Origin of the sequence: Streptomyces sp. TS71-3, assembly GCF_018327685.1 — a bacterium.
Lineage (GTDB): Bacteria > Actinomycetota > Actinomycetes > Streptomycetales > Streptomycetaceae > Streptomyces.
Genome location: NZ_BNEL01000001.1, coordinates 130,534 through 156,802 on the forward strand (window position 1 = coordinate 130,534; position 26,269 = coordinate 156,802).

At 72.1% G+C, this 26,269-nt stretch carries 24 protein-coding genes and 1 riboswitch; of the genes, 12 read left to right on the top strand and 12 right to left on the bottom strand.

Annotation, left to right across the window (positions count from 1 at the left end):
* Positions 1-124 precede the first annotated feature (124 nt).
* Positions 125-1,717: a PstS family phosphate ABC transporter substrate-binding protein gene (locus tag Sm713_RS00630; protein WP_212907756.1), complete on the bottom strand. Its 1,593-nt coding sequence runs from the start codon at positions 1,715-1,717 to the stop codon at positions 125-127.
* A 253-nt stretch (positions 1,718-1,970) separates the two neighbouring features.
* On the opposite strand from Sm713_RS00630, the gene otsB reads away from it, so the two are divergent.
* Complete coding sequence (gene otsB, locus Sm713_RS00635) at positions 1,971-2,825, top strand: trehalose-phosphatase (RefSeq protein WP_212907757.1); 855 nt, start codon at positions 1,971-1,973, stop codon at positions 2,823-2,825.
* 61 nt (positions 2,826-2,886) lie between these two features.
* Here the strand turns inward: otsB and Sm713_RS00640 are convergent, their stop codons facing one another.
* Complete coding sequence (locus Sm713_RS00640; RefSeq protein WP_374196022.1) at positions 2,887-4,314, bottom strand: trehalose-6-phosphate synthase; 1,428 nt, start codon at positions 4,312-4,314, stop codon at positions 2,887-2,889.
* A 702-nt stretch (positions 4,315-5,016) separates the two neighbouring features.
* Positions 5,017-5,988 (bottom strand): glucosyl-3-phosphoglycerate synthase, encoded by a 972-nt coding sequence (locus Sm713_RS00645; RefSeq protein ID WP_212907759.1) that lies wholly within the window; start codon positions 5,986-5,988, stop codon positions 5,017-5,019.
* A gap of 405 nt (positions 5,989-6,393) precedes the next feature.
* Positions 6,394-6,567, top strand: a riboswitch (SAM riboswitch).
* Here Sm713_RS00645 and thrC point away from each other — a divergent pair.
* The 5 genes from thrC to Sm713_RS00670 all read left to right on the top strand — a co-directional run bounded on the left by thrC (position 6,561) and on the right by Sm713_RS00670 (position 12,380).
* Entirely contained in the window at positions 6,561-7,991 is a 1,431-nt protein-coding gene (thrC, locus tag Sm713_RS00650) for a threonine synthase (RefSeq protein WP_249416021.1), read from the top strand. Its footprint overlaps the riboswitch before it by 7 nt.
* Before the next feature lie 113 nt (positions 7,992-8,104).
* Positions 8,105-8,383 carry a MoaD/ThiS family protein gene (locus Sm713_RS00655; RefSeq protein WP_212907761.1) on the top strand — a complete coding sequence of 93 codons (279 nt, stop codon included), beginning with the start codon at positions 8,105-8,107 and terminating at the stop codon, positions 8,381-8,383.
* Positions 8,384-9,056: 673 nt separating this feature from the next.
* Positions 9,057-9,260 (top strand): cold-shock protein, encoded by a 204-nt coding sequence (locus Sm713_RS00660; protein WP_003986833.1) that lies wholly within the window; start codon positions 9,057-9,059, stop codon positions 9,258-9,260.
* Positions 9,261-10,102: 842 nt separating this feature from the next.
* Positions 10,103-11,731 (top strand): chaperonin GroEL, encoded by a 1,629-nt coding sequence (gene groL, locus Sm713_RS00665; protein WP_212907762.1) that lies wholly within the window; start codon positions 10,103-10,105, stop codon positions 11,729-11,731.
* Between the two features lie 214 nt (positions 11,732-11,945).
* Complete coding sequence (locus tag Sm713_RS00670) at positions 11,946-12,380, top strand: VOC family protein (RefSeq protein WP_212907763.1); 435 nt, start codon at positions 11,946-11,948, stop codon at positions 12,378-12,380.
* Between the two features lie 103 nt (positions 12,381-12,483).
* On the opposite strand, the gene Sm713_RS00675 is transcribed toward Sm713_RS00670, so the two are convergent.
* Positions 12,484-12,699 carry a DUF397 domain-containing protein gene (locus Sm713_RS00675; RefSeq protein WP_212907764.1) on the bottom strand — a complete coding sequence of 72 codons (216 nt, stop codon included), beginning with the start codon at positions 12,697-12,699 and terminating at the stop codon, positions 12,484-12,486.
* Positions 12,680-13,522 (bottom strand): helix-turn-helix transcriptional regulator, encoded by an 843-nt coding sequence (locus Sm713_RS00680; protein ID WP_212907765.1) that lies wholly within the window; start codon positions 13,520-13,522, stop codon positions 12,680-12,682. Before Sm713_RS00680 ends, Sm713_RS00675 begins: the two co-directional genes overlap by 20 nt.
* 118 nt (positions 13,523-13,640) lie before the next feature.
* Between Sm713_RS00680 and Sm713_RS00685 the strand changes: the two genes are divergently transcribed.
* Together Sm713_RS00685 and Sm713_RS00690 are read left to right on the top strand one after the other, a co-directional pair.
* Positions 13,641-13,856, top strand: coding sequence for a hypothetical protein (locus tag Sm713_RS00685; RefSeq protein ID WP_212907766.1), 216 nt, complete (start codon positions 13,641-13,643; stop codon positions 13,854-13,856).
* Positions 13,853-14,092, top strand: a complete 240-nt coding sequence (locus Sm713_RS00690) for a hypothetical protein (protein ID WP_212912235.1) — start codon at positions 13,853-13,855, stop codon at positions 14,090-14,092. Before Sm713_RS00685 ends, Sm713_RS00690 begins: the two co-directional genes overlap by 4 nt.
* Before the next feature lie 204 nt (positions 14,093-14,296).
* Here the strand turns inward: Sm713_RS00690 and Sm713_RS00695 are convergent, their stop codons facing one another.
* On the bottom strand, positions 14,297-14,704 hold the full coding sequence (locus Sm713_RS00695; protein WP_212907767.1) for a PPOX class F420-dependent oxidoreductase: 408 nt from the start codon (positions 14,702-14,704) through the stop codon (positions 14,297-14,299).
* Between the two features lie 335 nt (positions 14,705-15,039).
* On the opposite strand from Sm713_RS00695, the gene Sm713_RS00700 reads away from it, so the two are divergent.
* Positions 15,040-15,687: a hypothetical protein gene (locus Sm713_RS00700; RefSeq protein WP_212907768.1), complete on the top strand. Its 648-nt coding sequence runs from the start codon at positions 15,040-15,042 to the stop codon at positions 15,685-15,687.
* A gap of 111 nt (positions 15,688-15,798) precedes the next feature.
* Here Sm713_RS00700 and Sm713_RS00705 read toward each other — a convergent pair whose 3' ends face one another.
* From Sm713_RS00705 to Sm713_RS00715, 3 genes are all read right to left on the bottom strand, one after another.
* Positions 15,799-16,944, bottom strand: coding sequence for a flotillin family protein (locus tag Sm713_RS00705; RefSeq protein WP_212907769.1), 1,146 nt, complete (start codon positions 16,942-16,944; stop codon positions 15,799-15,801).
* A gap of 11 nt (positions 16,945-16,955) precedes the next feature.
* Positions 16,956-17,207: a hypothetical protein gene (locus Sm713_RS00710; protein WP_212907770.1), complete on the bottom strand. Its 252-nt coding sequence runs from the start codon at positions 17,205-17,207 to the stop codon at positions 16,956-16,958.
* Positions 17,208-17,329: 122 nt separating this feature from the next.
* Positions 17,330-18,298, bottom strand: a complete 969-nt coding sequence (locus tag Sm713_RS00715; RefSeq protein WP_212907771.1) for a LysR family transcriptional regulator — start codon at positions 18,296-18,298, stop codon at positions 17,330-17,332.
* A gap of 149 nt (positions 18,299-18,447) precedes the next feature.
* On the opposite strand from Sm713_RS00715, the gene Sm713_RS00720 reads away from it, so the two are divergent.
* Positions 18,448-19,716: an MFS transporter gene (locus tag Sm713_RS00720; protein WP_212907772.1), complete on the top strand. Its 1,269-nt coding sequence runs from the start codon at positions 18,448-18,450 to the stop codon at positions 19,714-19,716.
* Positions 19,717-19,766: 50 nt separating this feature from the next.
* Here Sm713_RS00720 and Sm713_RS00725 read toward each other — a convergent pair whose 3' ends face one another.
* The 3 genes from Sm713_RS00725 to Sm713_RS00735 all read right to left on the bottom strand — a co-directional run bounded on the left by Sm713_RS00725 (position 19,767) and on the right by Sm713_RS00735 (position 23,684).
* Entirely contained in the window at positions 19,767-20,468 is a 702-nt protein-coding gene (locus Sm713_RS00725; protein ID WP_212907773.1) for a UTRA domain-containing protein, read from the bottom strand.
* Positions 20,469-20,582: 114 nt separating this feature from the next.
* Complete coding sequence (locus tag Sm713_RS00730) at positions 20,583-22,550, bottom strand: APC family permease (RefSeq protein WP_212907774.1); 1,968 nt, start codon at positions 22,548-22,550, stop codon at positions 20,583-20,585.
* 579 nt (positions 22,551-23,129) lie between these two features.
* On the bottom strand, positions 23,130-23,684 hold the full coding sequence (locus Sm713_RS00735) for a hypothetical protein (protein ID WP_212907775.1): 555 nt from the start codon (positions 23,682-23,684) through the stop codon (positions 23,130-23,132).
* A 559-nt stretch (positions 23,685-24,243) separates the two neighbouring features.
* On the opposite strand from Sm713_RS00735, the gene Sm713_RS00740 reads away from it, so the two are divergent.
* Together Sm713_RS00740 and Sm713_RS00745 are read left to right on the top strand one after the other, a co-directional pair.
* A complete protein-coding gene (locus Sm713_RS00740) occupies positions 24,244-25,731 on the top strand; it encodes an MFS transporter (protein WP_212907776.1) in 1,488 nt (495 codons plus the stop codon).
* Positions 25,732-25,902: 171 nt separating this feature from the next.
* Entirely contained in the window at positions 25,903-26,259 is a 357-nt protein-coding gene (locus Sm713_RS00745; protein ID WP_212907777.1) for a DUF1330 domain-containing protein, read from the top strand.
* Positions 26,260-26,269: the final 10 nt, after the last annotated feature.

Here is a 26,269-nt window from a genome sequence, read left to right on the forward strand (position 1 = left end):
CGAAGAGCCACCGACCCGTCGCGACCCCGCGACGAGCCGCCGCACCCCTCGCGACCCCACGACGAGCCGCCGCACCCCTCGCGACCCCGCGACGAGCCACCGCGCCCGGCGCAACCGCCCCCCGTCACCGATCCTCCTGCCGGGCCTGATCGCAAGCGTCCCGGTTGTCCGGGACCGTGCAGGGCAGGTGGCCGTTGCGCTCCATGACGTTCTGGCCGGTGTCGCTGTTCATGGAGTCGAGGAACTTCGAGGTGAGCGAGTTGTCCGGCGGGGTCCCGTACGTGTAGGCGTACTCGGGCTCCCAGAAGGGGTAGCCGCTGGTCCGGACGGCGTCGGTGGAGGGCTGCTTGCCGTCCAGGCCGAGCAGTTGCAGCTTCCCCTTGGCGGCGTACTCCTGGGCGGTGTGCAGGTCGGCGTAGCCGATCGCGCCGGGCGTGGCGGCCACCGTCTTCAGCAGCCGGTCGGTGCTGCTCTGCTCGCAGCGGGTGATGCCCTTGTACTCGCGGAACCGGGTGCCGCAGTCGTCGGCGCTCGACGTGCGCGGGGGCTCGGTGGTGCCGCCCAGCAGCCGCTCCTCGAAGACGTTGCGGGAGCCGGAGTCGCCGTCCCGGCCCACCAGCGTGACCCGGAGGTGGGGGCCGGGCGTGCCCGACGCGGCGCGCAGGTCACGCCAGTCCGTGATGTCCCCGGTGTAGAGCTTCTGGAGGTCCGCGCGGCGGATGTCGGTGAGCCGCACGTCCTTGTTGACGACCAGCGCGAACACCGAGACCGCGACGAGACGCCCCTTCAGGCGCGGGTTCCTGCTCTGCGCGGGTCCGTCGGAGAGCGCGAGGTACGGGGCGAAGCCGTTGCCGGCCGCCGAGCCCCGGTCGAGCAGGGTGCTGATGCCGGCCCCGCTGCCGTGCGCGTCGACGGTGATCTTCGGGGCGCTCTTGCAGTTCTCGCGGTAGGCGCCGGCCAGCCGGGTCATCACCGGCTCGAACGCGGTGGAGCCGACGACGCTGAGGTTCCCGCCCGCACAGCCCGCCGGGAGCGGCTTCTCCTGGAAGTGGCTGAAGAAGAACGGCTGGGCGACCGTCACGAGGAAGAGGCTGAGGATCAGCCCGAGCATCCGGTTGGTGGGGCGCCGGAACCGCTCGTTGTTGCGGACCTTGCCCTCCTTGAGGCGGCCGTCGACCTCCGCCGGCTTCTCCCCGCCGGGGCCGGTCAGCAGCACCAGCAGCTTGAAGTGGTCGCCGCGGTTCAGCGGCACCCGCGGTATGGAGACCTCGCTGCCCGACCAGACGAGGCCGGGGCTCTCCTCGTTGCTGCCGCGGGGCAGGTAGCGCAGCAGGGACAGGTGGCTGGGCTCGGTGACCGCGACGTCCCGGACGGTGCGGCCCGGGAAGGTGGCCGTCAGGCCGTGGTCCGCCGCGGGGGAGTTGATGTAGTCCTGCGCGTCGATGCCGCGGAAGCCGTCGTTCTCGATCCTCAGCAGCACCAGGGACGCGCCGGACAGGCCGGACAGGTCCGTCTGGCTCTCCAGAATCCGCAGCCGCTGGTGCAGCGGGCCCTCGTCCCGGCTGCCGTCGTCTATCACCGTGTCCATCTGGACGCGGAAGCCGATCCGCTTGCGGCCGGGGAACAGCCGCTCGTACGACAGCACCCCGACGGTCGCCACGACGCCGAGCAGCGCCAGCAGGTTCTCCGGCGCCAGCAGATCCAGCAGCCACCCCATGAGTCGTCCCCCGCGCACGTGATCTGAGGCGATGACAGGCCGCGGCCCACACTGGCGCAGCCGCCCGGGAGGGGTCCCGCGCCCACCCCCGCCAGGGAGGGACAAATGTACGAGTCGGAGCGCTTTTCGGGGATGCCGCGACCCGACCCGCACGCACTGTTCGCCGACTGTTCAACGGGCGGAGACCCGTCGCCGTGGCCGCTTTCGGATCACCCGCCGGGTCCGGGCCAGGGACGCTGGATACAGTCGCTCCATGGCCAACGATGTCAGCCCGGACCCCCTGCCGACGCCCGTCACCGAGGCGGGCCGCGACGGCCTGGCCGCGCTGCTCGCGCGGCCGGACGAAGCCGTGGTCGGCCTGGACTTCGACGGGACGCTCGCGCCGATCGTCCCCGACCCCGACGCGGCCCGCGCGCACGCCGGCGCGGTGCCCGCACTCGCGGCGCTCGCGCCCGAGGTGCGCTCGGTGGCGGTGGTCACGGGCCGCCCCGTCGAGGCGGCGGTGCGGCTCGGCGGCTTCGCGGGGGTCGCGGGCCTGGACCACCTGGTCGTCCTCGGGCACTACGGCGCCGAGCGCTGGGACGCCGCGACCGGCGCGGTATCCGCGCCCGACCCGCACCCCGGGGTGGCCGCGGTGCGGGCCGCGCTGCCCGAGGTGATCGGGGGCACGGCGGACGCGCGCGGCGCCACGATCGAGGACAAGGGCTTCGCGGTGGCCGTGCACACCCGCCGCGCCGAACGCCCGGAGGAGGCCCTCAGGGCCCTGCGCGAACCGCTCACCGACCTCGCCGAAGGCAACGGCCTGGTCGTCGAGCCCGGCCGCCTCGTGCTGGAGCTCCGCCCGCCGGGCATGGACAAGGGCGTGGCACTGACGGCGTACGTGCACGAGGTCGGCGCGCGTGCGGTGCTGTACGCCGGGGACGACCTCGGCGACCTGCCCGCGTTCGCCGCCGTCGACAAGCTCCGCGACGAGGGGCTGCCCGGGTTGCTGGTGTGCAGCGGCAGCACGGAGGTGGAGGAACTCGCGGCCCGCGCGGACCTGGTCGTCGACGGCCCGTCCGGAGTGGTGGAACTACTGTCCGCGCTGGCGGCGCAGGCGGCGCGGTAGGAGCCGGGACCGGCCGGGGACACGGCAGTCGGAGACCGAGACCGTAAATCGGGGTGACCGCTCAGGCGAGCCGGTCGTCGTTCGTGTCCGAGCGCAGCGCGGAGAGCTGGTCGAGGAACCACTTGGCGGGCGGCAGCGCCGTCGCCGCCGCGGCCAGCCGCTTCGTCCCCTCGGCCCGCTGCTCCGGGGCCACGCCGAGCGCCGTGTGGAGCGCGGCGGCGGTCCCCGTCACGTCGTACGGGTTGACGGCGATCACCTCGTCGGCCAGCTCCTCGTACGCGCCGGCCTCCCGGGACAGCACCAGCACGCACCCCTCGTCCGACACCACCGGCACCTCCTTGGCGACGAGGTTCATGCCGTCCCGCACGGGGTTGACCAGGGCCACGTCCGCGAGCCGGTACGCGGCGAGGGAGCGCGCGAAGTCGTCCTCCACATGGAGCACGACGGGGGTCCAGCCGAGCGACCCGTACGTGCTGTTGACCTCCGCGGCGAGGCGGCTCACCTCCGCCGTGTAGTCCCGGTAGACGGCGAGGTCCTGCCGGGACGGGTAGGCGAAGGCAATGTGCACGACACGCTCGTGCCACTCGGGGTGGTCGGCGAGGAACTGCCGGTACGCGAGCAGCCCGCGGATGATGTTCTTGGACAGCTCGGTGCGGTCCACGCGCACGATGGTGCGGCGCGGGCGGCCCTCGGGGTCGGTGCCGATCTGGCCGCGCAGCACGGCGAGCCGCTCGTCGACGTCCTCGCGGTGCGCGCGCTCGCGCAGGAAGTCCCCGTCCGCGCCGAGGCCGTGGACCCCGATCCGGGTGCCGCCGGTGCCGTCGGGCAGCACGGCCTCGCAGCAGGCCGTGAACGCCGCCGCCCACCGGCCCGTCAGGAAGCCGAGGCGGTCGGCGCCGAGCATGCCGCGCAGCACCTGCTCCGCGATGTCGTCGGGCAGCATCCGGAAGTACTCCGGCGGCGCCCACGGGGTGTGCGAGAAGTGCCCGATGAGCAGATCGGGCCGCAGCTCCCGCAGCATCCCCGGCACCAGCGCCAGGTGGTAGTCCTGCACCAGCACCGCGGCGCCTTCGGCGGCCTCCTCGGCGAGCGCCCTTGCGAACGCGGCGTTGTACTCCTCGTACGCCGCCCACTGCTGCCGGAACTCCGCGTCGAAGACGGGCTCCAGCGGGATCTGGTACAGCATGTGGTGCACGAACCAGAGCACGGAGTTCGCGATGCCGTTGTACGCGGCGGCGTGCACCTCCGGCGCGATACCGAGCATCCGGACGCGCTGCCCGCCGGTGTCCTCGCTGGGCAGTCTGCCCCCGGTACGCTCCACGGCCACCCGATCGCCGTCACCGAGCGCCGCGCACACCCAGACGGCGTCGGCGTCCGGCCCGATCGCGGAGAGCCCGGACACCAGCCCGCCCCCGCCCCGCTTGGCGCGCATCGACCCGTCGCCGAGCACGGTGTACGAGACCGGCCCGCGGTTGGACGCGACGAGGATCCGGGCAGCAGGAACGGAAGCCATGTCGCCAACCTAGCCATCCGCGGAAACGCTCAAACGTTTCCGTCGGCCACTCTGCAGGGGGCACGCACGTACCCGCACAGCCCGCCACCCGCCGACGAGACCCGCAGTCTCCACGCAGGAGGCGCAGCCCCACTCGCCGACGAGACGTGCCCCCCTTGCCCCTCTCCGCGTAGGAGACGCGTACCCCGCCGGGCCGCTGTCGCGTACGAGACGTGCCCCCTTGGCCCCGTCCGCGCAGGAACGCGTACCCCCACTCGGCCGCTGTCGCGTACGAGACGTGCCCTCTTCGCCCCGTCCGCGCAGGGGCGCGTACCCTCACCGGCCGTTGGCCGCCGATGTGACGTGAGGGGGCGTGGGGGGATGTCCGCCCGCAGTGTCCTGCGTCAGGCCCCGGGGAGCCTTCTGTTGGCGGAGGACGCGGGACCGAGGACGGATATCCGCCCGCGGCCCCGCCCCACGACGTAACAGATGGCGTTCCACCGTCCAGGGAAGTGGCGCAGGTCGTGTTCGGACCATCGGCCGGTGGCCGGCTGAGCGCGCAGTTCCCCGCGCCCCTGAGGGAACCGGGGTGCCGCCCTGTAAGGGGCGCCCCCGGAGGGGCGCGGGGAACTGCGCGGCCAGCCACGACCGACCCGCACACGCAAACCGACCCGAAGGGGCACCCCCACAGGCGAACCCCTAAGCCGCCCTCCGCTCCGCATACTCCGGCACCAGATTCATCGCCGGCCGCTCCTCCACATCCACCGCATACGACCGAGGCTCAAACCCCTCCCCGGTCCGCTCGAACTGCGTAAGCACAGGCCGAACCATCGACCGACCCCCCACATGCCCCCGCGCAAGCCGCACCTGCGCCGTCCGGTAGATCGCCGCCGCCATCCGCCCGAGCGCACGCCCGTCCTGGTGCCGGTGCAGCCGCTCACCCACGTCCACCTGGGCCAGCGCGTCGAGCCCGACGGTGTGCAGCGCGTCCACGAGCAGCCCCAGCTCGACCCCGTACCCGACGGGGAACGGCAGCCGCTCCAGCAGCGACCTGCGGGCCGCGTACTCGCCGCCCAGCGGCTGGACGAACCCGGCGAGCCGGGGCCAGTGGAGGTTCAGCAGCGGGCGCGCCATCAGCTCCGTGACCCGCCCGCCCTCGCCGGGTCGGCCGTCGAGCGGCCGGTCGTACATGGCCTTCACCAGGTGCACGTCGGGCTCGGTGAGCAGCGGCCCCACGATGCCCGCCACGAAGTCGGCCGAGAACTCGCGCAGGTCCGCGTCGACGAAGCACACGATGTCGCCGCCGGTCACGAGCAGCGAGCGCCAGAGCACCTCGCCCTTGCCGGGCAGCGCGGGGATCCGCGGCAGGATCTCGTCGCGGTGCACGACCCGCGCGCCCGCCGCCGCGGCCACCTCGGCCGTGCGGTCGGTGGACCCGGAGTCGACGACGACCAGCTCGTCCACCAGCGGCACCGCCGCCCCGCGCACCCCCATGAGCTCGCGCCTGATCACCGAGACGATCTCGCCGACCGTCTCCTCCTCGTCGAGCGCAGGCAGCACGACGCTGACCGTCGCGCCGCCGGCGCGCTTGGCGGCGGCGAGCTGATGCCGCGGCCGGTCGGCCACCGACGACGATCGCCGGTCCAGCCACCACTCGACCTCTTCCAGCACGGTTCGCGTCCCTCTCGATTCCCTAAGTAGCCCAGAAGCCCCGAAGCCCGGAGCCCCAGAAGCCCAGCCCCTCGGAAGCCCAGAAGCCCAGGCCCCCCGAAGCCCGGCCCCCCGAAGCCCGGCCCCGCAGAACCACGGACCCCCGTCACCATGGAACCCCGGACCCCAGACCCCAAACCTCCCGGCACGCCCGGCCCCACCCCCGCACTCCCACCGCCCCGCACCGCCCGCCGCAGGCCGCCGGACCGGCCGAAACGCAGGCGTGTGATCCATCTCGCGGTTCGGACGACTATCTCAACTATCCCGGACGTCGGTTACAGTCTTGAACAACGCGGATGGCCCCCGCATGCCGGGGCCATTGCGAGACAAACGCACCGGAGCCGCCCACCGGCTCCCGTGCCATAGCGCTCATCCAGAGGGGCAGAGGGATACGGCCCGTTGAAGCCCCGGCAACCCTCCAGTCGGCCACGCCGTGCACGCACGCGGTGCACCGTCCGCCGCGCAGGCGACGGCGAGACCCCGACTAGGGAAGGTGCCAATTCCGTCTCGCGGCGAGACGCGTCGCGAGGAAGATGAGGAGAGAGGGCCTCGCCATCATGGCTGCGCAGTCTTTTGCCGCCGGCAGCACGACCGGCACCACCTCCGAAGCGTCCGGGGCACCCGGAACCGGGACATCCGGAGCCGAGACATCCGGGGCATCCGGAACCTCCGGAACCTCCGGGACCGTCCCCGGCCCAGCCGCCTCCGGGGCCGTGGACCTCGGCCCCGCCGCCGCCCTTTCCTGTCGCGAGTGCGGCGAGCGCTTCCCGCTCGGCCCGATCTTCGCCTGCGAGAGCTGTTTCGGCCCGCTGGAGGTCGCCTACGACCTCCCCCTCGGCGACCCCGAGGCGCTCCGCCGGAAGATCGAGTCCGGGCCCAGCAACCTCTGGCGCTACGCCCCGCTGCTGCCCGTCCCCGCCGACGTCGCCGAGAAGCCCAACCTGAACCCCGGCTGGACCAAGCTCGTCCAGGCCGACCGGCTCGCCGCGGAGCTGGGCATCACCGGCGGCCTGTACGTGAAGGACGACTCGGGCAACCCCACGCACTCGTTCAAGGACCGCGTCGTCGCCCAGGCCGTGGAGGCCGCGCGCGCGTTCGGCTTCACCACGCTGTCCTGCTCGTCCACGGGCAACCTCGCGGGCGCCGTCGGCGCCGCCGCCGCGCGCGCCGGCTTCCGCTCCTGCGTCTTCATCCCGCACGACCTGGAGCAGGGCAAGGTCGTCATGGCGGCCGTCTACGGCGGCGACCTGGTCGGCATCGAGGGCACCTACGACGACGTCAACCGCTTCTGCTCCGAGCTCATCGGCGACCCGCTCGGCGAGGGCTGGGGCTTCGTCAACGTCAACCTCCGCCCCTACTACGGCGAGGGCTCCAAGACGCTGGCGTACGAGATCTGCGAGCAGCTCGGCTGGCGGCTGCCGGACCAGCTGGTGATCCCGATCGCCTCCGGGTCGCAGCTCACCAAGGTCGACAAGGGCCTCAAGGAGCTGATCAAGCTGGGCCTCGTAGAGGAGAAGCCGTACAAGATCTTCGGCGCCCAGGCGGAGGGCTGCTCCCCGGTCTCCACGGCCTTCAAGGCCGGCCACGACGTCGTGCGCCCGCAGCGGCCCGCCACCATCGCCAAGTCCCTCGCCATCGGCAACCCCGCGGACGGCCCGTACGTCCTGGACATCGCGCACCGCACCGGCGGTGCCGTCGAGGACGTGACCGACGCGCAGATCGTCGACGCCATCAAGCTCCTCGCCCGCACCGAGGGGATCTTCACGGAGACCGCGGGCGGCGTCACCGTCGGCGTGACGAAGAAGCTCGTCGAGGCCGGCGTGCTCGACCCCACCCTCACCACCGTGGTGCTGAACACGGGCGACGGCCTGAAGACGCTGGACGCCGTCGCCCCCACCACCGGCCCCACGGCCACGATCCGTCCGAGCCTGGACGAGTTCCGCGCGGCTGGACTGGCCGGCTGAGCCAGCACCCACCGGGCCGGACGAGCCGCCTGGGCCGCCCGCCCCGCCGCCGCCCCCACCCGGCCCCGCCCACCAGAGACCACCACCACGACCAGGACCAGGAAGGTCTGAACATGAGCGTGAACGTCCGCATCCCGACCATCCTCCGCACCTACACCGGCGGCCAGGCCGAAGTGCCCGCCGAGGGCACCACGCTCGGTGAGGTCATCGCGGACCTGGAGACCCGGCACACCGGGATCTCCGCCCGCGTCCTCGACGACCAGGGCAAGCTGCGCCGCTTCGTGAACGTCTACGTCAACGACGACGACGTCCGCTTCGAGCAGGGCCTCCAGACGGCCACCCCGGACGGCGCGGGCGTCTCGATCATCCCCGCCGTCGCAGGCGGCTGCTGACACCCGCCGCTCGACGCCGCACAGCGGGGCGCCCCAGCCGTGGAGCGGGGCGCCCCGTCGGCCTGTCGGGGCCGGGGCGCGACCGCGTCGCCCGGCAGGTGCATATCAAGTGCGCCCCCTTCGTGCCTCCGTGCTCCGGGTAATGCGCCGCCCCTGTCGTCGCTCCTCTCCGTCCCCGGAGGCCTCTCAGCCCCCTCAGGCCTCACGAGTCCGCCCGTCCCGGCGCCTCCCGGAGGCCGCTCCGGCCCGCGGAACCGTTCGACGCCCCGAACCGTCCCTGTGATTGCCCCCTCCGGAGAAGAAGCGGAGGGGGCAATTCAGTAGGATTGAAAGCGGTAGAGTTTGGGAACGCGCCCGCTCGCCCCAAGTCGGGGCCTGGGGGAGTGCGGCCGTTTGCCGTCGAGAAATGGCCAAAGTCCCCGACTCTTTTCAGCCCTTCACGGCTTTTGCCCGGCCCGAATTGCCCTGAGTTCTTGGGAATTCTCCGGCTATTTACGATCTGCGCTGCCCAGATTTCTCGTCCGCTTGACCTGTTGCAGACGGCAGTTGGACAGATACATTCAGCCGCGGTCGACGCGTTCCGGCGCACACCCCCAACCATTTGGGGCGTGAGGTCTGACCCGGGTCCGCGAAGTGCGGTCCTGTGCAAGGGCCAGTAATAGGGGAGTTAGGCATGGCTCAGGGCACCGTCAAGTGGTTCAACGCGGAGAAGGGCTACGGCTTCATCGCGGTCGACGGTGGTGCGGATGTTTTCGTCCACTACAGCGCGATCCAGATGGACGGCTACCGCACCCTGGAGGAAGGCCAGCGGGTCGAGTTCGAGATCTCGCAGGGCCAGAAGGGGCCGCAGGCGGACATGGTCCGTGTGGCCGGCTGAAGCGCCGACTGAATACAGCGACGTTTACCGAAGGGCCCGCACCCCACCCGGGGCGCGGGCCCTTCGCCATGCCGGGGGACGGTCAGCCGGGCGGGAGCGGCTGGCGGCCGACGTTCCCTGATCAGGGGCGCGGGGAACTGCGCGAAGGAGCCCCGTGGACGGTTGGTCGCGCGAGAGGCGGCAGGGGGCTGGACGGGCTGCGGCCGGGGCGCGGGGAACTGCGCGAAAGGCCCCCGCGGCCGGTCGGTCGCGTGAGAGGCGGCAGGGGGCTGGACGGGCTGCGGCCGGGGCGCGGGGAACTGCGCAAAACAGCCCGTGGACGGTTGGTCGCGTGAGGGGCGGCAGGGGGCTGGACGGGCTGCGATCGGGGGGCGCGGGGAACTGCGCAAAACAGCCCGCGGCCGGTCAGCCGCACGAGGGGCGGCAGGGGGCTGGACGGGCTGCGATCGGGGGGCGCGGGGAACTGCGCAAAACAGCCCGCGGCCGGTCAGCCGCACGAGAGGCGGCAAGGGGCTGGACGAGCCCGATCAGGGGCGCGGGGAACCGCGCAACCGGCACGCCGCACGCCGCACGCAGACGCACCGCCCACCCGCCCCGGGCCACCCGCCGCAGCGGAACCTTGCACTCGGGTGGGGAGAGTGCTAATCATTGGCGTTAGCACTCTGAAGGTGAGAGTGACAAAAAGAAGGACCGGGTCGGTGAGGTCCGCAGGCGCCGCGGGGCAAGGAACCGCGGCGGCAGGCAGACCGTCCGTCGCGGGCGCCAGCGCGGTCCGGAGCAATCCCGCCCCACGCTCTCACAGGGCATGGGGAGACCTCTGTTGTCCGGGAGGACCACTTCACATGGCCAAGATCATCGCGTTCAATGAGGAGGCACGGCGCGGCCTTGAGCGCGGCATGAACCAGCTCGCCGACGCCGTCAAGGTGACGCTCGGCCCCAAGGGCCGCAACGTCGTGCTGGAGAAGAAGTGGGGCGCCCCCACGATCACCAACGATGGCGTGTCCATCGCCAAGGAGATCGAGCTCGAGGACTCGTACGAGAAGATCGGCGCCGAGCTCGTCAAGGAGGTCGCCAAGAAGACGGACGACGTCGCCGGTGACGGTACGACGACGGCGACCGTCCTCGCCCAGGCGCTCGTCAAGGAAGGCCTGCGGAACGTCGCCGCCGGTGCCAACCCGATGGCGCTGAAGCGCGGCATCGAGCGGGCCGTCGAGGCCGTCTCCGCCGCCCTCCTGGAGCAGGCGAAGGACGTGGAGACCAAGGAGCAGATCGCCTCCACCGCCTCCATCTCCGCGGCCGACACCCAGATCGGCGAGCTGATCGCCGAGGCCATGGACAAGGTCGGCAAGGAAGGCGTCATCACCGTCGAGGAGTCGCAGACCTTCGGTCTGGAGCTGGAGCTCACCGAGGGCATGCGCTTCGACAAGGGCTACATCTCGGCGTACTTCGCCACCGACATGGAGCGTATGGAGGCCGTCCTCGACGACCCGTACATCCTGATCGCCAACTCGAAGATCAGCAACGTGAAGGACCTCCTTCCGCTGCTGGAGAAGGTCATGCAGTCCGGCAAGCCGCTGCTGATCATCGCCGAGGACGTCGAGGGCGAGGCCCTGTCGACCCTGGTCGTCAACAAGATCCGCGGCACCTTCAAGTCCGTCGCCGTCAAGGCCCCGGGCTTCGGCGACCGCCGCAAGGCCATGCTCGGCGACATCGCCATCCTCACCGGTGGCGAGGTCATCTCCGAGGAGGTCGGTCTCAAGCTGGAGAACGCGACGCTGGACCTGCTCGGCAGCGCCCGCAAGGTCGTCATCACCAAGGACGAGACCACCATCGTCGACGGCAACGGCTCCAGCGACCAGGTGCAGGGCCGGGTCAACCAGATCCGCGCCGAGATCGAGAACTCCGACTCGGACTACGACCGCGAGAAGCTCCAGGAGCGCCTCGCGAAGCTGGCCGGCGGCGTGGCCGTCATCAAGGCCGGCGCCGCCACCGAGGTGGAGCTCAAGGAGCGCAAGCACCGCATCGAGGACGCCGTCCGCAACGCCAAGGCCGCCGTCGAGGAGGGCATCGTCGCCGGTGGTGGCGTGGCGCTGCTCCAGGCCGCGTCGGTCTTCGAGAAGCTCGAGCTGGACGGCGACGAGGCCACCGGTGCCCAGGCCGTGAAGCTGGCCCTGGAGGCCCCGCTCAAGCAGATCGCCGTGAACGCCGGCCTTGAGGGCGGCGTCGTGGTGGAGAAGGTCCGCAACCTCACCCCGGGCCACGGCCTGAACGCCGCGACCGGCGAGTACGTGGACCTGGTCGCCGAGGGCATCATCGACCCGGCGAAGGTGACGCGTTCCGCGCTCCAGAACGCCGCGTCGATCGCCGGCCTCTTCCTCACCACCGAGGCCGTCGTCGCCGACAAGCCGGAGAAGGCCGGCGCCGCCGCCGGCGCGCCGGGCGGTATGCCGGGCGGTGACATGGACTTCTGATCCGCCACCGCGGTTCGGAGGTTCGGAGCTTTTCGCTCACACCAAGGGCGGCATCCCCTCTTCAGGGGGTGCCGCCCTCGGTCGTCTCCGGGGACGGGGCTGTCGGTGGCGGGGCTTCTCGGACGGGCTGTCGGTGGCGGGGCTTCCGGGACGGTCCCTCAGCGGCGGGTCTTCCAGGGAGGGGCTGTCAGTGGCGGGTTGTACGGTCCTGGGCATGGCGATCCGAATCGATCTGACCTTCGACTGCGCGGACGCGCGCGTGCTCGCCGCCTTCTGGAAGACGGCGCTCGGCTACGTGGACGAGCCGCCGCTGGCGCCGTTCGCGACCCGTGAGGAGTGGCTGGCGTCGTTCGGCCCGGAGGAGGCCGGCGACGAGGAGGACGGCGCCTGGCTCTGCGACCCCGACGGGGTGGGGCCCCGCCTGTCGATCCTCAGGGTTCCCGAGCCCAAGACCGCCAAGAACCGCCTGCACATCGACATACGCGTCCCGGGCCACGGCACGGCGGGGGAGCGCTGGGCGAGGATCAGGGCGGAGGGGGCACGGCTCACGGCCGCGGGCGGCAGCGTCCTCGTGGAGGTCGACGGCCATCATCTGGTGATGGCGGACCCGGAGGGCAACGGGTTCTGCGTGGCCGCGAGAGCGGCGTAGTCCGGCCGCGGGCCGGGGAGGCCGCGCGAGCCGCGTCGCCGCGGTGCGGCCTTCGCCGTCGATCCGGCGATCGGTCGGCGGGGGGTGTTGCGTACGGGGAGGCTCAGGCCGCGCTGTTCCTGATCCCCACGACGAACTCCGCCCAGGCGGGCGCCCGGAAGAGGAGGGCGGGCCCTGCGGTGTTCTTCGAGTCGCGCACCGGGACTATGCCGTGGAAGCCGGTGGCTATTTCGAGGCAGTTGGCACCGTCGCCTCCGCTGTGGCTGGACTTCTGCCAGGCGGCCCGGGTCAGGTCGTGGTCATGGCTTCTGTGCTCCATGGGCGTAATCCTGTGCCACTGATTCCATGAGGACCATCGAATCCCATGGCGGAAGTGCAACGGCACCGAGCAGGTCGTAAGTCAGCTGGTATCTGCTGACCTTGGCCGGGTCATCGATCAGCTTTCCCATGCTCGGGCCGTCGACGTAGGCGAGCTTGGGAGCGTCGGGGAAGGACATCAGTTTCAGCGCGCCGTCAAGGCAGGCATGTGCTCCGACGGTGAAGGGAATCACCTGAACGATCGCCCGGTGCCGCCGCGCCACCGCCGCCACGTGCCCCAGAGCCTCCGCCATCACCGCCGCGCCCCCGACCCTCCGGCGCAGCACCGCCTCGTCGAGTACCGCCCACAACATCGGTGTCGTCGGATCGTCCAGCAGCCGGGTCCGGTCCAGCCGGGCGGCCACGAGCTCGTCGATGACCTCCTCCTCGGCCGTGGGCCGGTACGCGCGGAACACGGCCCGCGCGTACGCCTCCGTCTGGAGGAGCCCCGGGATGAGCAGCGGCGCGTACTCCCTGATCTCCGTGGCGACCGCCTCCGCCTCCGCCGCCTCCGCGAAGTGGTCCGGGTACCTCGACCTGGCCGACGCCTCGCAGTTGCGGGTGAAGAAGCCGTCCGTGCCGAGGATCTCGTCGAACTGGACGGCGTACTCCAACTGCATGCGGCGCGTACCGGCCTCCAGCTGGCCGATGAAGGAACCGCTGACGAAGAGCGGCTCGCCCAGCTCCGACTGGGTGAGGCAGGCGCGCTCGCGGGCGTGGCGCAGCTCGCTGCCGAGCATCGCGCGGGGCGAGGAGGTGGGGTCGAGATCCTTCGGGCCCGGCATGGCAGCCTCCCAAACTGTGCCACAGAGAGTGGTGTTGTTCACCGACAGTGGTCAGGGTAGCTCTCCATCCGCCACTCTTTGTGGAGAACTCAGGTACTGAGCGTGGAGTTGGAGGATCATGGTGGCCAAGTCGGTGGAGGGGATCCAGGCCGTGGAGGACGTGGTGAACCGGTTGCGCGGCGCGCTGGCGGCGCTCGGGGTGGTGCTGCCGTCCCTGCGCGTCGACCCGCTGACCGCGGCGAGCGAGGAGCCGTACCCGCTCGTGGAGTTGGGGCGTTGCAACGTCGACACGGCGCAGCGCCTGGTCGCCGTCCTCAGCGAGGTGAGGCGGTGAGCGCCACGGAGCCCGCGGCGGGGGAGCGGCGGCCGGCGATCGGCTCGTACGTGCGGGACGGGCGGGACGGCAGAGTGGGGGAGGTGATGGGGTACGAGGGCGGGTACGTGCAGTTGCGTCCGCCCGGGGGCGGGCGGAGGTGGGACTGTCCTCCGGGGGAGGTGGATGTGGCCGAGCCGGGGGAGGTGCTGCGGGCGCGGGTGCGGGAGGCGAATCGGCGCAAGTGGGTGCCGTGAGCTGCGCTGGCTGTGCCGGGCTCCGGGGTTGGTCTCTTGTGTTGGGTGTCTCGTCGCGGGGGTGTTTGCGCAGTTCCCCGCGCCCCTTGAACCGGCTTGCCTTTTGTCTCGGCTTTCCCGCCATCGGGGGGCGCAGGTGGTCCGGGGCCCTCGCCGTCGCGGGCCCCGGGGGCGGGGCCCGCGACGCTCGCGTGCGGGTCTGTGTCAGAAGCGGCCCGTCACCTTGTCGGGGGTCACCCGGACGATGACGCGGTCCGCGTCGTTCACGGAGTTCGGGTTGGCCTGGGCGTAGGGCATGCCCCGGTACTTGAGGGAGAGCTCGTCGGGCATGCGGCGGTCGGGGTCGGGGGTGACCGTGGCGGTGCCGCGGACCTCGGCGTACCTGTACGGCTCGTCCGGAGGGCTGATCAGGATCGTGACGCGCTGGTCGCGGGCGACGTTCCGGCCCTGCTGGCGGTCCACCGTCGTGGAGAACAGCAGGTCGTCGCCCTCGCGCTTGAGCCAGACGACCGTCAGGTGCGGGCGGCCGTCGGGCTGGACCGTGGCGACGGTCGCGAAGACCTTCTCCTCGTCGACGTACTTCTTCAGGGCGTCCGAGAGCTGGGCTGACACGGTTCGGCGTCCTCCTCTGCGGAGAGGGAGGCGGCGCCCGCACGGCGGGCGTCGCTACGAAAGGTGGTTCCGTGCGCCGCGTGCGGCCGTGTTGTGCCGGCGCACTGATGCCCAACACCCTTTGCGCGTAAGGAATTCCGCGCCGGGAGCCTCCCCGGGGCGCTCGACGGACCCGGGGCGCGGGTCCCGTGCCGGCCGGTGCCCTCTCACCCGCCCGAGCGGGGTGTCCCCCACCTGCTTAGCCCGGCCGGGTCACCCGGATTGCCGGAGCCGCGGAGCTGATCGTTAGTGGAGACAGCGTCACCGACGACGCCTGCCAACTACGAGGGGTCCGTATGAAACGCACGACCTGGGCGGCCGACTGGGCAGCCGGTGCCGCGGTGCTCGCCGCCGTCAGCCTGGCCACCGCAGTTACCACAGGATGTTCCGCCGGCAGCGACAAATCGTCCTCGACGGTGTCACAGGCCGAAGAGAGCGCAAAGGCCAAGACTCCCGCGGCGACCGCGACCAAGCAGGCGGGTGTCGTCCCCACCGCCAGCCCGACCGGACCCGCCTCGCTCTCCGTCCACAACACCGGTCTCGGCAGGACCATGGTCGGCGCGAGGGGGTTCACCGTGTACCGCTTCCTCGCCGACACCACGACGAGGTCCACCTGCACCGGTGCCTGTGCCGCGGCCTGGCCGCCGGTGCTCACCGTGGGCGAGCCCAAGGCCGGCAGCGGGGTCGGCTCGGGCGTGAAGCTCGGCACCACGAAGCGGACCGACGGCGGTACACAGGTGACCGTCAACGGCCACCCGGTGTACTACTTCGCCGGTGACAAGAAGGCCGGCGACACCGCCGGACAGGGCCTCAACCAGTTCGGTGCGAAGTGGTGGGCGCTCGACGCGACGGGCAAGCAGATCACGAAGATGTCGTCGGCCAGCCCCAGCGGCAGCCCCAGCCCGAGCGGGACGAACACCGGCAGCGGCGGGGGTGGCTACTGACCGTCCCAGCTCGGCCGGAACGTTCCGGCATGCGTACGCCCCGTCAGGGGCGCGGGGAACCACTGGTAGCCGTACCACCCCGCGCCCCTTCCGGGGCGCCGTTGCGTGGGGTCACTCGATGCCGACGCGTGCCCCGTCCGAGCCCCCGTGCCCGTCCGCGGCGGCCTTCGCCGAGCCGCCGTTGTTCAGGTTCTGCCGGACGGAGTCCAGGATCGTCAGCCCCTGCCCGACGAGGCCGGCGGCGATCTCGCCGAGGCCGTCCGTGCCGTTGAGGACGTTGACGTTGGCGCCGGCCAGGCCGCCGGACGCCTCCTTCACGATCCCCGGGAGCTGGTCGATCAGCATCCGGTCCAGCGCCACGCGGTCGTGCGAGGCCGCGGCCTCCGCCTGGATCTTCATCCGCTCCGCCTCGGCGACGGCGAGCAGCCTGATCCGCTCGGCCTCCGCCTCCGCGGGCTTGACCACCTCGGCGATCAGTTCCTTCTGCCGCAGCTCCGCCTTGCGCTGGGCCAGCTCGGTCTGCGCGGCCAGCACCTCCTGCTGGGCGTGCGCCTGGGCGAGCGGACCGGCCTGCGCGGCCTCGGCCTGGGCGCGGTCCACCTGGGCGTTGTACTCCGCCTGGACGACGGCCGTCTGGCGGGCGTACTCCGCCTGCTTCCGCGCGGCCTCCTGCTCCGCCTCGGCCGCGGTCTGGGTGGCCTGGGCCTGCGCGATCTGGGCCTGCCGGCGGATGGCCGCCTTGTGCGGCGCCGACATCGCCTCGATGTAGCCGGTGTCGCCGTCGTCGATGGACTGGATCTGGAGCGAGTCGACGATCAGGCCGATCTTCGCCATCTCCGCCTTCGAGGTCTCCAGGACCTCCGTCGCGAGCTTCTGGCGCTCCGTGACGATCTCCTCGACCGTCATCGAGCCGATGATGGAACGCAGGTGGCCGGCGAAGATCCGGCCGGTGAGGATCGCCATCTGCTCCTGGTCGGAGAGGAACCGCTGGCCGGCGTTGACGATGCTCTCGTCGTCGTTGCCGACCTTGAAGGCGATCACGGAGCGGACCGTCAGCGTGATGCCCTGCCGGGTGACGCACTTCTCCTCGACCTCGGCCTCGCGCATCGCCAGGGTCAGAAAGCGCGTCTTGCGGAAGACCGGCAGGACGAACTTCCCGTGGCCGGTCACCACCCGGAAGGGGGCGCCACCCAGGCCGCGCCTGCCACCGGAGATAAGCATCGCCTGGTCAGGGGCGGGAACGCGGTAACCGAACATCCTTCATCTCCTCAGCCCACGCCACCGGCGTCCAGGGCGGTGGCGTCCAATGGATCCGTCCACTCGATGACGTCCACCTGGCGGGTGCCACGGGACTCGATCACGAGAACGGTCGCCCCTCGTGACAGGGGCTCGTCGGACCAGGCGAGGAAGGTCTCGGAGCCGCCGCGCACCCGCACGAGCACCTCGCCGGGACCGGCGCTGCCACGGGTGCCGATGACCAGAATCCCGGTACAGCCGACCACGGCGTCGTCCTGAGCCATCCGGCCTGCCCCTTCCCCCTGGACCTCCGCCTTCGACCTTAGACCCGCGAGGGGGAAAAGCGCATGCAGGTGGGGTGTCGTAGCACGGCCGGAACCGTTCCGGGACCGAACGTGTCCCCGGCTCACGGACCTGCTGGTTCCACTTCGCCCACCGGCCCCGGCCAGGGCGCCCACGCCGGTGTCCAGATCTCCCCGTCGGGGTGCCCGGACCGCCCGGAGCGGAAGTGGTCGCGGAGCGCGGCGAGCGCCGGGTGCGGGTTGTCGCGGTGCCACAGCAGCGAGTGCGGGTAGACCGGCGTCGGGCCGTGCACGGCGATCCGCCGCAGGCCGTGCTCGGCGGGCCAGACGAGGCGGGTCCGCTCGCCGACGAAGGTCGCGAGCCGCGCGGTGACGGCGAGGGTGTCCAGCAGGGGCTCGGTGCCGAAGTCGGGGCCGGTGATCTCGATGGTGAGGCCGAACGCGGCGGCCAGGTCGCCGTAGTAGGCGGCCCACTCGGTTCCCGCGACGATGCCGGGCATCCAGATCCGGTGCCCGGCGAGGTCGGCGGGCGTGACGGCGCGGGCGCCGGCCAGCTCGTGCGCGGGCCCGGTGAGGAGCTCGATGGGCTCGCCGAACGCGCGGGCGGCGCGGATGTCGGCGGGGAGCCGCCGGCCGGGCATGGTGACGGCGCGGAAGGCCGCGTCGACGGTGCCGGACCGGATGGCGTCGACGGCCGCGTCCGCGTCGAAGAGGGTCACGACGTCGAGTTCGACCTCGGGGTGCGCGCGGTGGAAGTCGCCCAGCACGGCGGCCGGGGCGAGCCGCCTGCCGATCACGTCGATGCGCAGCGCGCGGCGGCCGGGGCCGACGGAGGCGACCGCCCGCTCCTCGGCGCGCAGGAGGTCGCGGGCGCGGGGCAGGAACGCCTGTCCGTCGGCGGTGAGCTGCGCTCCGCGCGCGGTGCGGACGAACAGCCGGACGCCGAGCACCTTCTCCAGCGCGGCGATGCGCTTGGAGACGGCCTGCTGGGTGACGGACAGTTCGGCGGCGGCGTCCTGGAACCGCCCCGCGTCCACGGTGGCCACGAAGGTGCGCACGGCGTCGAGATCCACGCCGTCACCGTATCGACACAACGCTCGGTTGTGCTTTCCCGGCGGGTCGGTTGTTTGCCCCCACCGCCCGCCACTCGCTTTGATTCCGACGGTCAGCGGGTCGCGGGGCACGGGTGGCGGGTTCCCGGATCGGCGAGAGGGGCGGCGGTATGGCGGGCAGGCGTGCGCTGGGGCGGCGGTTCGGGTGGCTGTGGGCGGCGTTCGCCGTCAGCTCGTACGGCACGTGGCTCGGGTTCGGCGCGTTCCCCCTGATCGCGATCCTCGTGCTGCACTCCGGGCCGACCCAGGTGGCGGCGCTGGCCGCCGCCGGGCGGGCCGTGGGGGCCGTGCTCGCGGTGCCGCTCGGCCCGTGGGTCGAGTTCCGCCGCAAGCGGCCGGTCATGATCGGGATGGACCTCACCCGGTTCGCGGCCATGCTGAGCGTGCCCGCCGCGTACGCGCTCGGCCTGCTGAGCTTCGTCCAGCTCCTCGTCGTGTCCGTGGTCGTCGCCGCGTCCGACATCGCCTTCAGGGCGGCCAGCGGCGCGTTCCTGAAGACGCTCGTGCCGCCGGAGGACCTGCTCGTCGCGAACGGCCGGTTCGAGTCGACGATGTGGACGTCGGCGGTGCTCGGACCGCCGCTCGGCGGCGCCGCGATCGGGCTGTTCGGCCCCGTGACGACCGTGGTGGCCGACGCGGCCAGCTACCTGCTCTCCGCGCTGGGCCTCCGCGCCGTCGGCGGGAGCGAGCCGCGCCCCGCGCGGACTGAGGGGACGCGGCTGCGGGCCGGCGACCTGCTCGAAGGGTGGCGCCACATCCTCACCCACCCCGGGCTGCGCCCGCTGTTCTTCAACGTGCTCGCGGTCAACAGCCTCATCATGGCGAGCGAGCCGCTGCTCGCCGTGCTCCTGCTGGGCCGCCTCGGCTTCGCGCCCTGGCAGTACGGCCTCGTGTTCGCGCTCCCCTGCGCCGGCGGCCTGCTCGGCTCCCGCCTCGCGAGCTGCCTCGTGACGCGGTTCGGGCAGCACAGGGTGATCCTCTTCTCCGGCGTGCTGCGGGCCTGCTGGCCCCTCTGGCTGGCGTTCGTCCGGCCCGGCCTGGCCGGGATCGTGCTGGTCATCGTCGTCCAGTTCGGCCTGGTGACGTTCTCCGCCCTGTTCAACCCCGTGCTGTCCACCTACCGGCTCGACCACACGGAACCCGGCCGTCTCGCCCGCACCCTGTCGGCGTGGTCGGTCAGCACCAGCGCCGCCATCGCGGCGATGACGGCCCTGTGGGGTCTGCTGGCCGCCGCCACCGGCCCCCGCACCGCCATCGCGATCGCCGGTGTCCTCCTCCTGGCCACGCCGCTGCTGCTCCCGCGCCGCGAGCGGGCGGCCGCGGGTACGCCCCTGGACGTGTCGCCGGACACGGGGGAGGAGGCGGCGAGCCTCACCTGAGGCGAGGGCCCACTCGGGGCGAGCGGCCCCACCGCGGTGCTCCGCCCCGGTCACCAGGGCCGGAGCGGGGTCGTGAAGACGAGTTCCGTGCGGTCGGCGGGGAGGGTGATGTCCGACAGCTCCACCACCCGTCCCGCCGTGTCGAAGCACCTCTTGCGCAGCAGCAGGACCGCGGCGCCGGGCGGGAGGTCCAGCTCCCGGATCTCTGCGGCGGTCGGCGGGCGGGAGGTGACGCGGTCCTCCACGCGGTCCAGTTCGATGCCGACCGTGGCGAGCTGGTGCGGGGTGCCGCCGGGCCAGGGCTCGCGGGCCTCGGTCAGCAGGTCCGGGTTGGCCGCGACCATGTGCCGCACCAGCCGTGAGGTGACCAGCGCCAGCGGGGCGCGCTCGGCCGCCGGGCGGGTGCGGTAGGTGCGCTCCACCAGCACCGTGCCCTCCGGCACCCCGAACGCGGCGGCGAGCGCGGGATCCGCCGGGACGTCCCTGTATGACGCGTGGAAGACCAGCTCCGAGGCCGGCAGCCCGGTGTCGTACTCCATGACCCCGGACCGCGCCCGCCGCTCCTTGGGGAACCGGGCGCGGTCCTTCTCCCACTGGTAGCGGAGGTTGGGGCGCGTCCAGCGGATACGGGGGGTGGGGGGTTCGTGGGGGTCTTGAGGGCCGCGGGGTTCGTGGGGTTCGCGGGATTCGGAGGGCTCGTGGGGCTCGTAGGGCTCATGGGGCTCGGAGGAGTTCTCGTGAGCCTCGGGCATCCGCCGTCACCGTCCCGTCGGGCACCACCACCAGCGTACGTTTCGCGGCATTATGTCACTTTTTGGCGCCGGTCGGCCGGGGTGAGGCGTGAGGGGTGGGGTGTGAGGGGCGAGTCAGCCCACGTGCACGCGGGGCCGGCGCGAGCGGTCCGGTTCCGCCTCGCGGAGGACCTCGCGGGTGACCGGTGCGACCTCGCCCTGGCCGAAGAGGAAGAAGCGGAGGAAGTTGGCGAGGGGACTGCCCTCGGTCCACTCGAAGTACATGTGCGGCAGCCCGCCGGTGGTGTCCCGCACGTGCAGCAGCAGCGCCGCCAGGGCGTTGGGCACGGACGCGCTCTGCAACGTCAGCACCCGGTAGCGCCCGTGCAGGACCTCGCCGTGCACCCTCAGGTCGGCCTCGAACTCCGACGGGTCCGCGATCGAGACCTCCGTGAAGATGAAGTCCTCCTGCGCCGGGATGTCGTTGTCCTTGCGGATCTGCTCCAGCTTGTCGCGGTACTCGGCGATGTCGCGGCTGTCCGGCTCGTTGGCGATGAAGCGGATCCTGCGGTGCGCGATGTCGCGCACGAAGCGCTCGGCGAGGTCGTCCAGCTCCACGTTGGTCACCCGCAGCTCGAAGGAGCGGGCCAGCCGGGAGAGCAGCGACACCAGGATGATCCCGGTGATGAAGCAGGCGCCGATCTTCACGCCGTCCGGGCGCTCGATCACGTTCACCACCGTCGTGTAGAGGAAGACGGCGGAGATGATCCCGAAGCCGACGGTCCAGCCGCGCTGCCCGGCCCTGCGTGCGGCGATGGTCACCGCGATGGCGGCGGAGCTGATCAGGACCAGCACGCCGGTGGCGTACGCGCCGCCCTGGGCGTCCACGCTCGCGTCGAAGATCCAGGTGACGAGGAACGCCACCAGCGTGAAGACCAGCACCATGGGCCGCACCGCCCGCGCCCAGTGCGGGGCCATGCCGTACCGCGGCAGGTAGCGCGGCATCAGGTTGAGCAGCCCGGCCATCGCGGACGCGCCCGCGAACCAGAGGATGGCGATGGTGGAGACGTCGTAGACGGTGCCGAAGCCGTCGCCGAGGTAGCGGTGCGCGAGGAAGGCCAGGGCGCGGCCGTTGGCCTGGCCGCCCCGCTCGAACTCGTTCTCCGGGATCAGCACGCTGGTGATGAAGCTGGTGCAGATGAGGAAGCAGCTCATGATCACGGCGGAGGTGGTGAGCAGCTTCTTGGCGCCCCTGATCCGGCCCGCCGGCTTCTCCTCGGTGTCGCCCTTCGAGCCCTCGACGTGCGGCATCACGGCCACGCCCGTCTCGAACCCGGACAGGCCGAGCGCCAGCTTCGGGAAGACGATCAGCGACACGCCGAGCATGGCCAGGGGGCTGCCGTGCTGCGCGGTGAGCGCCGCGGACCAGTCCGTGATCACGTGCGGCGCGACGATCACGTGCCAGATGCCCACGCCGACCACCACGGCGTTCAGCACCAGGTAGGCGGCCACGAGGACGACCGCGACGCCGATGGCCTCCAGGAAGCCCTTGAGGAACACCGCGCCCAGCAGCGCGATCAGCAGCAGGGTGATCAGCATCTGCCTGCCGTGCAGCACCTCGGTCAGGTGCGGGTTCTCCACCAGGTGGGTGCCGGCGTCCGCGGCCGACAGGGTGATGGTGATCAGGAAGTCGGTCGCGGCGAAGCCGAGCAGCGTCAGCACGAAGATCTTGCCCTGCCAGAACGACAGCAGCCGCTCCAGCATCGCGATCGACCCCTGGCCGTGCGGGCTCTCCTCGGCGACCCGCCGGTACACCGGCAGGGCCCCCACGAGGGTGACGATGACCAGCACGATCGTGGCGATCGGCGACAGCAGGCCCGCGGCGAGGGCGGCGATGCCCGGCTGGTAGCCGAGGGTGGAGAAGTAGTCGACACCGGTCAGGCACATCACGCGCCACCACCGCTGGCCCTTGTGCGGGTGCGGCGGCGCGGCGCTCGGAGCCTGCGCCTGCGCCTGCGCCTGCCGGGCACCGGCCATGTCCGACAGCCCCTCCAGCATCCATGCGCGCAGCCGGCTCAGGGGGGCGGCATCGGTGGGGGCCATCGAGGGGCTCCTGATCATGGGTGGCGCTGCGGGGCGCTGCGCTGGGCGGGCGGCGGCTCGGTCAGCGTATGTAATGGGGGTGCGCGAACCCGGCGTGTCGGTATCTGGCGGACGAAGTGAGAGAAACGTCTCGGGGTGCCGCGTCGGTGCGCAGTTCCCCGCGCCCCCTGTCGATTCGGGCTTCGCCCGATCCGGTCCGTCGAGCCTCTTGCGGCCTGTCGCCCGACCACCTGCCAGTGGGCGCGGGTCGCGCAGTTCCCCGCGCCCCTTTTTGGGTCGAGCCGCTTGCGGTCGTTGCCTGGCTGCCGCCGGGTCGTGGTTGCTCGCGCAGTTCCCCGCGCCCCTTATCAGGCCTTGCCCCTTGCGGTCGCGGGTCGGCTATCGCTTCGTCCTGGTTGCTCGCGCAGTTCCCCGCGCCCCTATCGGGGCGCAGGTCCGGGGCGCAGCCCCGGCTTGCAAGGGGCGCGGGGTGGGGGTGCCTCCCACGCCCTCAAGGCAGTGGGGGAGCGACCAGCCACGACGAGACCGTCAGATCGCCACCGTGCCGACAGGGGCACTGCCTGCCGTAGCGGTCCGCGCCTACTCCAGGCCCGACACCTTGAACACGTCCGCCGCCGCCTCCCGGTCGATCCGCTCCGACAGCCGGCGCAGGGCCGCCTCGCCGCTGACCAGGAATCCGAGTTCGCGCGCGGTACGCGCGTCCTCACTCAGGCGGTGCCACAGGTGCGGGTTGGCGGCCAGGACGCGGGCGTCGACGTCCACCCGGCCGCCCAGCGCGTCCCGCAGGACGACCCGCTGGGAGATGCCGTCCGACCAGCGCACCGAACGCAGCCGGTCGGTGCGGACCAGCCGGCCGTGCAGCAGCCCGCGGGAGGCCAGCCAGCCGGGGCCCGCGGTGACCCGGGCCGGGAAGAGCACCAGGAACAGCAGGACGGCGAGTGCCGTCCACACCCCGGCCCGCCACCACGTGAGGTCGCCGATGCCCCGGTCGACGAGCAGCAGGAGCCCGAGCAGCAGCGCCGGACACAGCAGTGCGCTGCGCAGGCCACCCGCCCAGTGCCGGTCGTGCGCCGCCCCGGCGGGCTCCGCAGTGCGCACGGCGTCGTCGCGCCCCACCTCGTCGAGCCCTCCCATGAGCCGAACCGTAGACAGCGGATGGCACGGGTCAACGGACCTTGACGTCCGTCATACGGGTGCGATGCGCGTTCTTGTCGCGGCGTGGCGCCTCTGGACGGCCTCTGACGTTGACGTGCCATCACACCCCGGGCGCCACCCCGGGCGCCCCACACGCCTCACCCGTACACCCCTGCCACAGACGCCCCGAGTCCCCGTTGACACCCCCGTGCCCCTCGGCCATGGTCCGGGCAACTGAAGCGCATGAGCCAGAGACCCGGCGCACGGGCTGACCAGCACCGCGGCCCCACCCACCCCGGGTAGCCCTCTCAAGCCGGCCGCTGGTTCAACGCCCAGTTCTACTGCGGCTGGGGCTCCCTCTCGTCGACCAGCGGCTACGACGCCGTCGCCAAGGAAACGGTCGAATAGCCCCATGGCGTGTCAAAACGTCATACGGGCCGGTCAGGGCTACGGTGAACTGATGGCCCGTCAGGCCGCGGCCCGTCCGAGCTGAGGACGGCACTCGGTGGGTGCCGGGTGCGTGACCGGGCGCCGCCCGTCCCCGACCGCAAGGGCAACCATGCGCTTCCGTCTCACCGTGCCGAGCGTGCTCAACCGTGTGCCCCTGGCCACGAACTACCCCGCCGCGGTCATCGTGGTGCTCCTGGCGCTGAGCCCGTACCTGGTGCTCACCACCGTCACCACCCTGGCCAGCCCGGTCCTGATGCGGGCGCTGGGCGCCACGACGTTCGAGCTGCAACTGGCCGGGGCCATGTCCAACGCCGGCTACGCCTTCGGCGCGGTGGTCTCGGCCGACCTGACCCAGCGCCTGTCGCGGCGCACGGTGTACCTGCTGGCCGAGGGCGGCTTCATCGTGGGCACCATCGTGGTGCTGAGCGCGTACGGCATCGAGCAGTTCATCGCCGGCGTGATCCTCCAGGGCGCCGCGACCGGCATGCTGCTGGTCGCCTCGCTGCCGCCGCTGATCCTCCGCCACGGGATGGACCGGCTGCCGACCACGGGTGCCGTGGTCAGCCTCGGCTTCTTCGGCATGGTGACCGTCGGGCCGCTGGTGGGCGGCCTGATCGGCGAGTACGACGGATGGCGGCTCCTGTACACCGGGATCGCGGTCATCGCGGCGATCGGCCTGTCCATCGGCCTGCTGACGTTCGAGCCCAACGAACCGTTCGCGCCGGGCAGCGCCTTCGACTGGTGGGCGATTCCACAGGCGTTCGGCGCGTCCTTCCTGCCGTTCTTCGGCGTCGCCTGGCTGGCCCGCGGCACCTGGTCCGACCCCGAGTTCCTGGTGCCCCTGTTCGTCGGGGTGTTCTTCGGCATCTCGCTGATCGGGTCGCAGTACCACACGCGGCACCCGCTGATGCCGGTACGGATCATCACCAACACCCTGCCCGTCACCGGTGTGATCACCGCGATGGTGGTCGGCGCCTGCTTCACCACGCTCCTGGAGCTCAGCGAGACCTACCTGCTGAGGATGTCCGGCTTCTCCGCGGTCAAGACCGGTGGCCTGCTCACCCCGATGATCGTCGGCGTGATCGTCGCCTCCGTGATGTTCTACAGGTGCGTGAGGACGAAGTGGACGCCGGTGCTCGCGCTCACCGGGATCCTCAGCATCCTGGCGGGCGGGGCCCTGCTGCTGGGCGTGGACCAGAGCGACGCGGACGTCCTCATCCCCCTGTCCATGGTGTTCCTGGGCTACGGCGCGGGCGCCGGCGTCACCCCCGGCCTGTTCCTCGCCGGTTTCTCCGTCACGGCCGCCCAGCTCGGCCCGACCTTCGCCCTGGTCGAGCTGCTCCGCTCGGAGGCGGCGTTCCTGATCGGACCCGTGCTGGTCCACCTGGCGCTGACGCACTATCCGTCCTTCGCCGACGGTTTCCAGATCTCCGTGGCGATCACCATGGCCATCGCCACGCTGGGGGCCGTCATCGTGGTCTCCATCTGGGCGGCGGGCGCGGCCCGGCTGCACGCCCCCGACCTGGTGCGCTGGTCCACGGGCCAGGGGACGGGCTTCGACTCGCCGCGCATCGCGGCACGGTTCCGGAATGGCTGATCCGCTGCACGGCGGCCCCGGACCGCCGTGCCTTCCCGGTTGGCCGGCGCCGCCGGGACACCCGCTCATCGCAGGTTGGCCGGCGCCGCCGGGACACCCCCTCGTCCCCGGTTGGCCGGCGCCGCCGGGGCACCCCCTTGCTCCCGCCGCAGCAGAGACCGGAGGACCCGCATGACCACGTACCTGATCAACCAGCTGCGCATCCCGGGCGGCGTGCCCGGCGAGGACGGGCTGTCCTACCTGGAGCAGGTCGAGGACACCGTCCGGGCGTACGGCGGCCGGTGGCTCGCGCAGGGCGCCGTCGACGTCCTCGAAGGCGCCTGGCCGGGCCTGGCCGTCCTCCTGGAGTTCCCGAGCCACGCGGACGCGCGGAACTGGTACGACTCCCCGGAGTACGAGCGGATCCGCCCCCTGCGCACGGGCAGCTCCATCAGCGACATGGTCCTGATCGACGGCGTCCCCGCGGACTTCACGGTCGCGGGCTTCGCACGCGAGATCCGCGCGATGACGGGGGCGGGCGGGGGCTGACGGAGCGGGG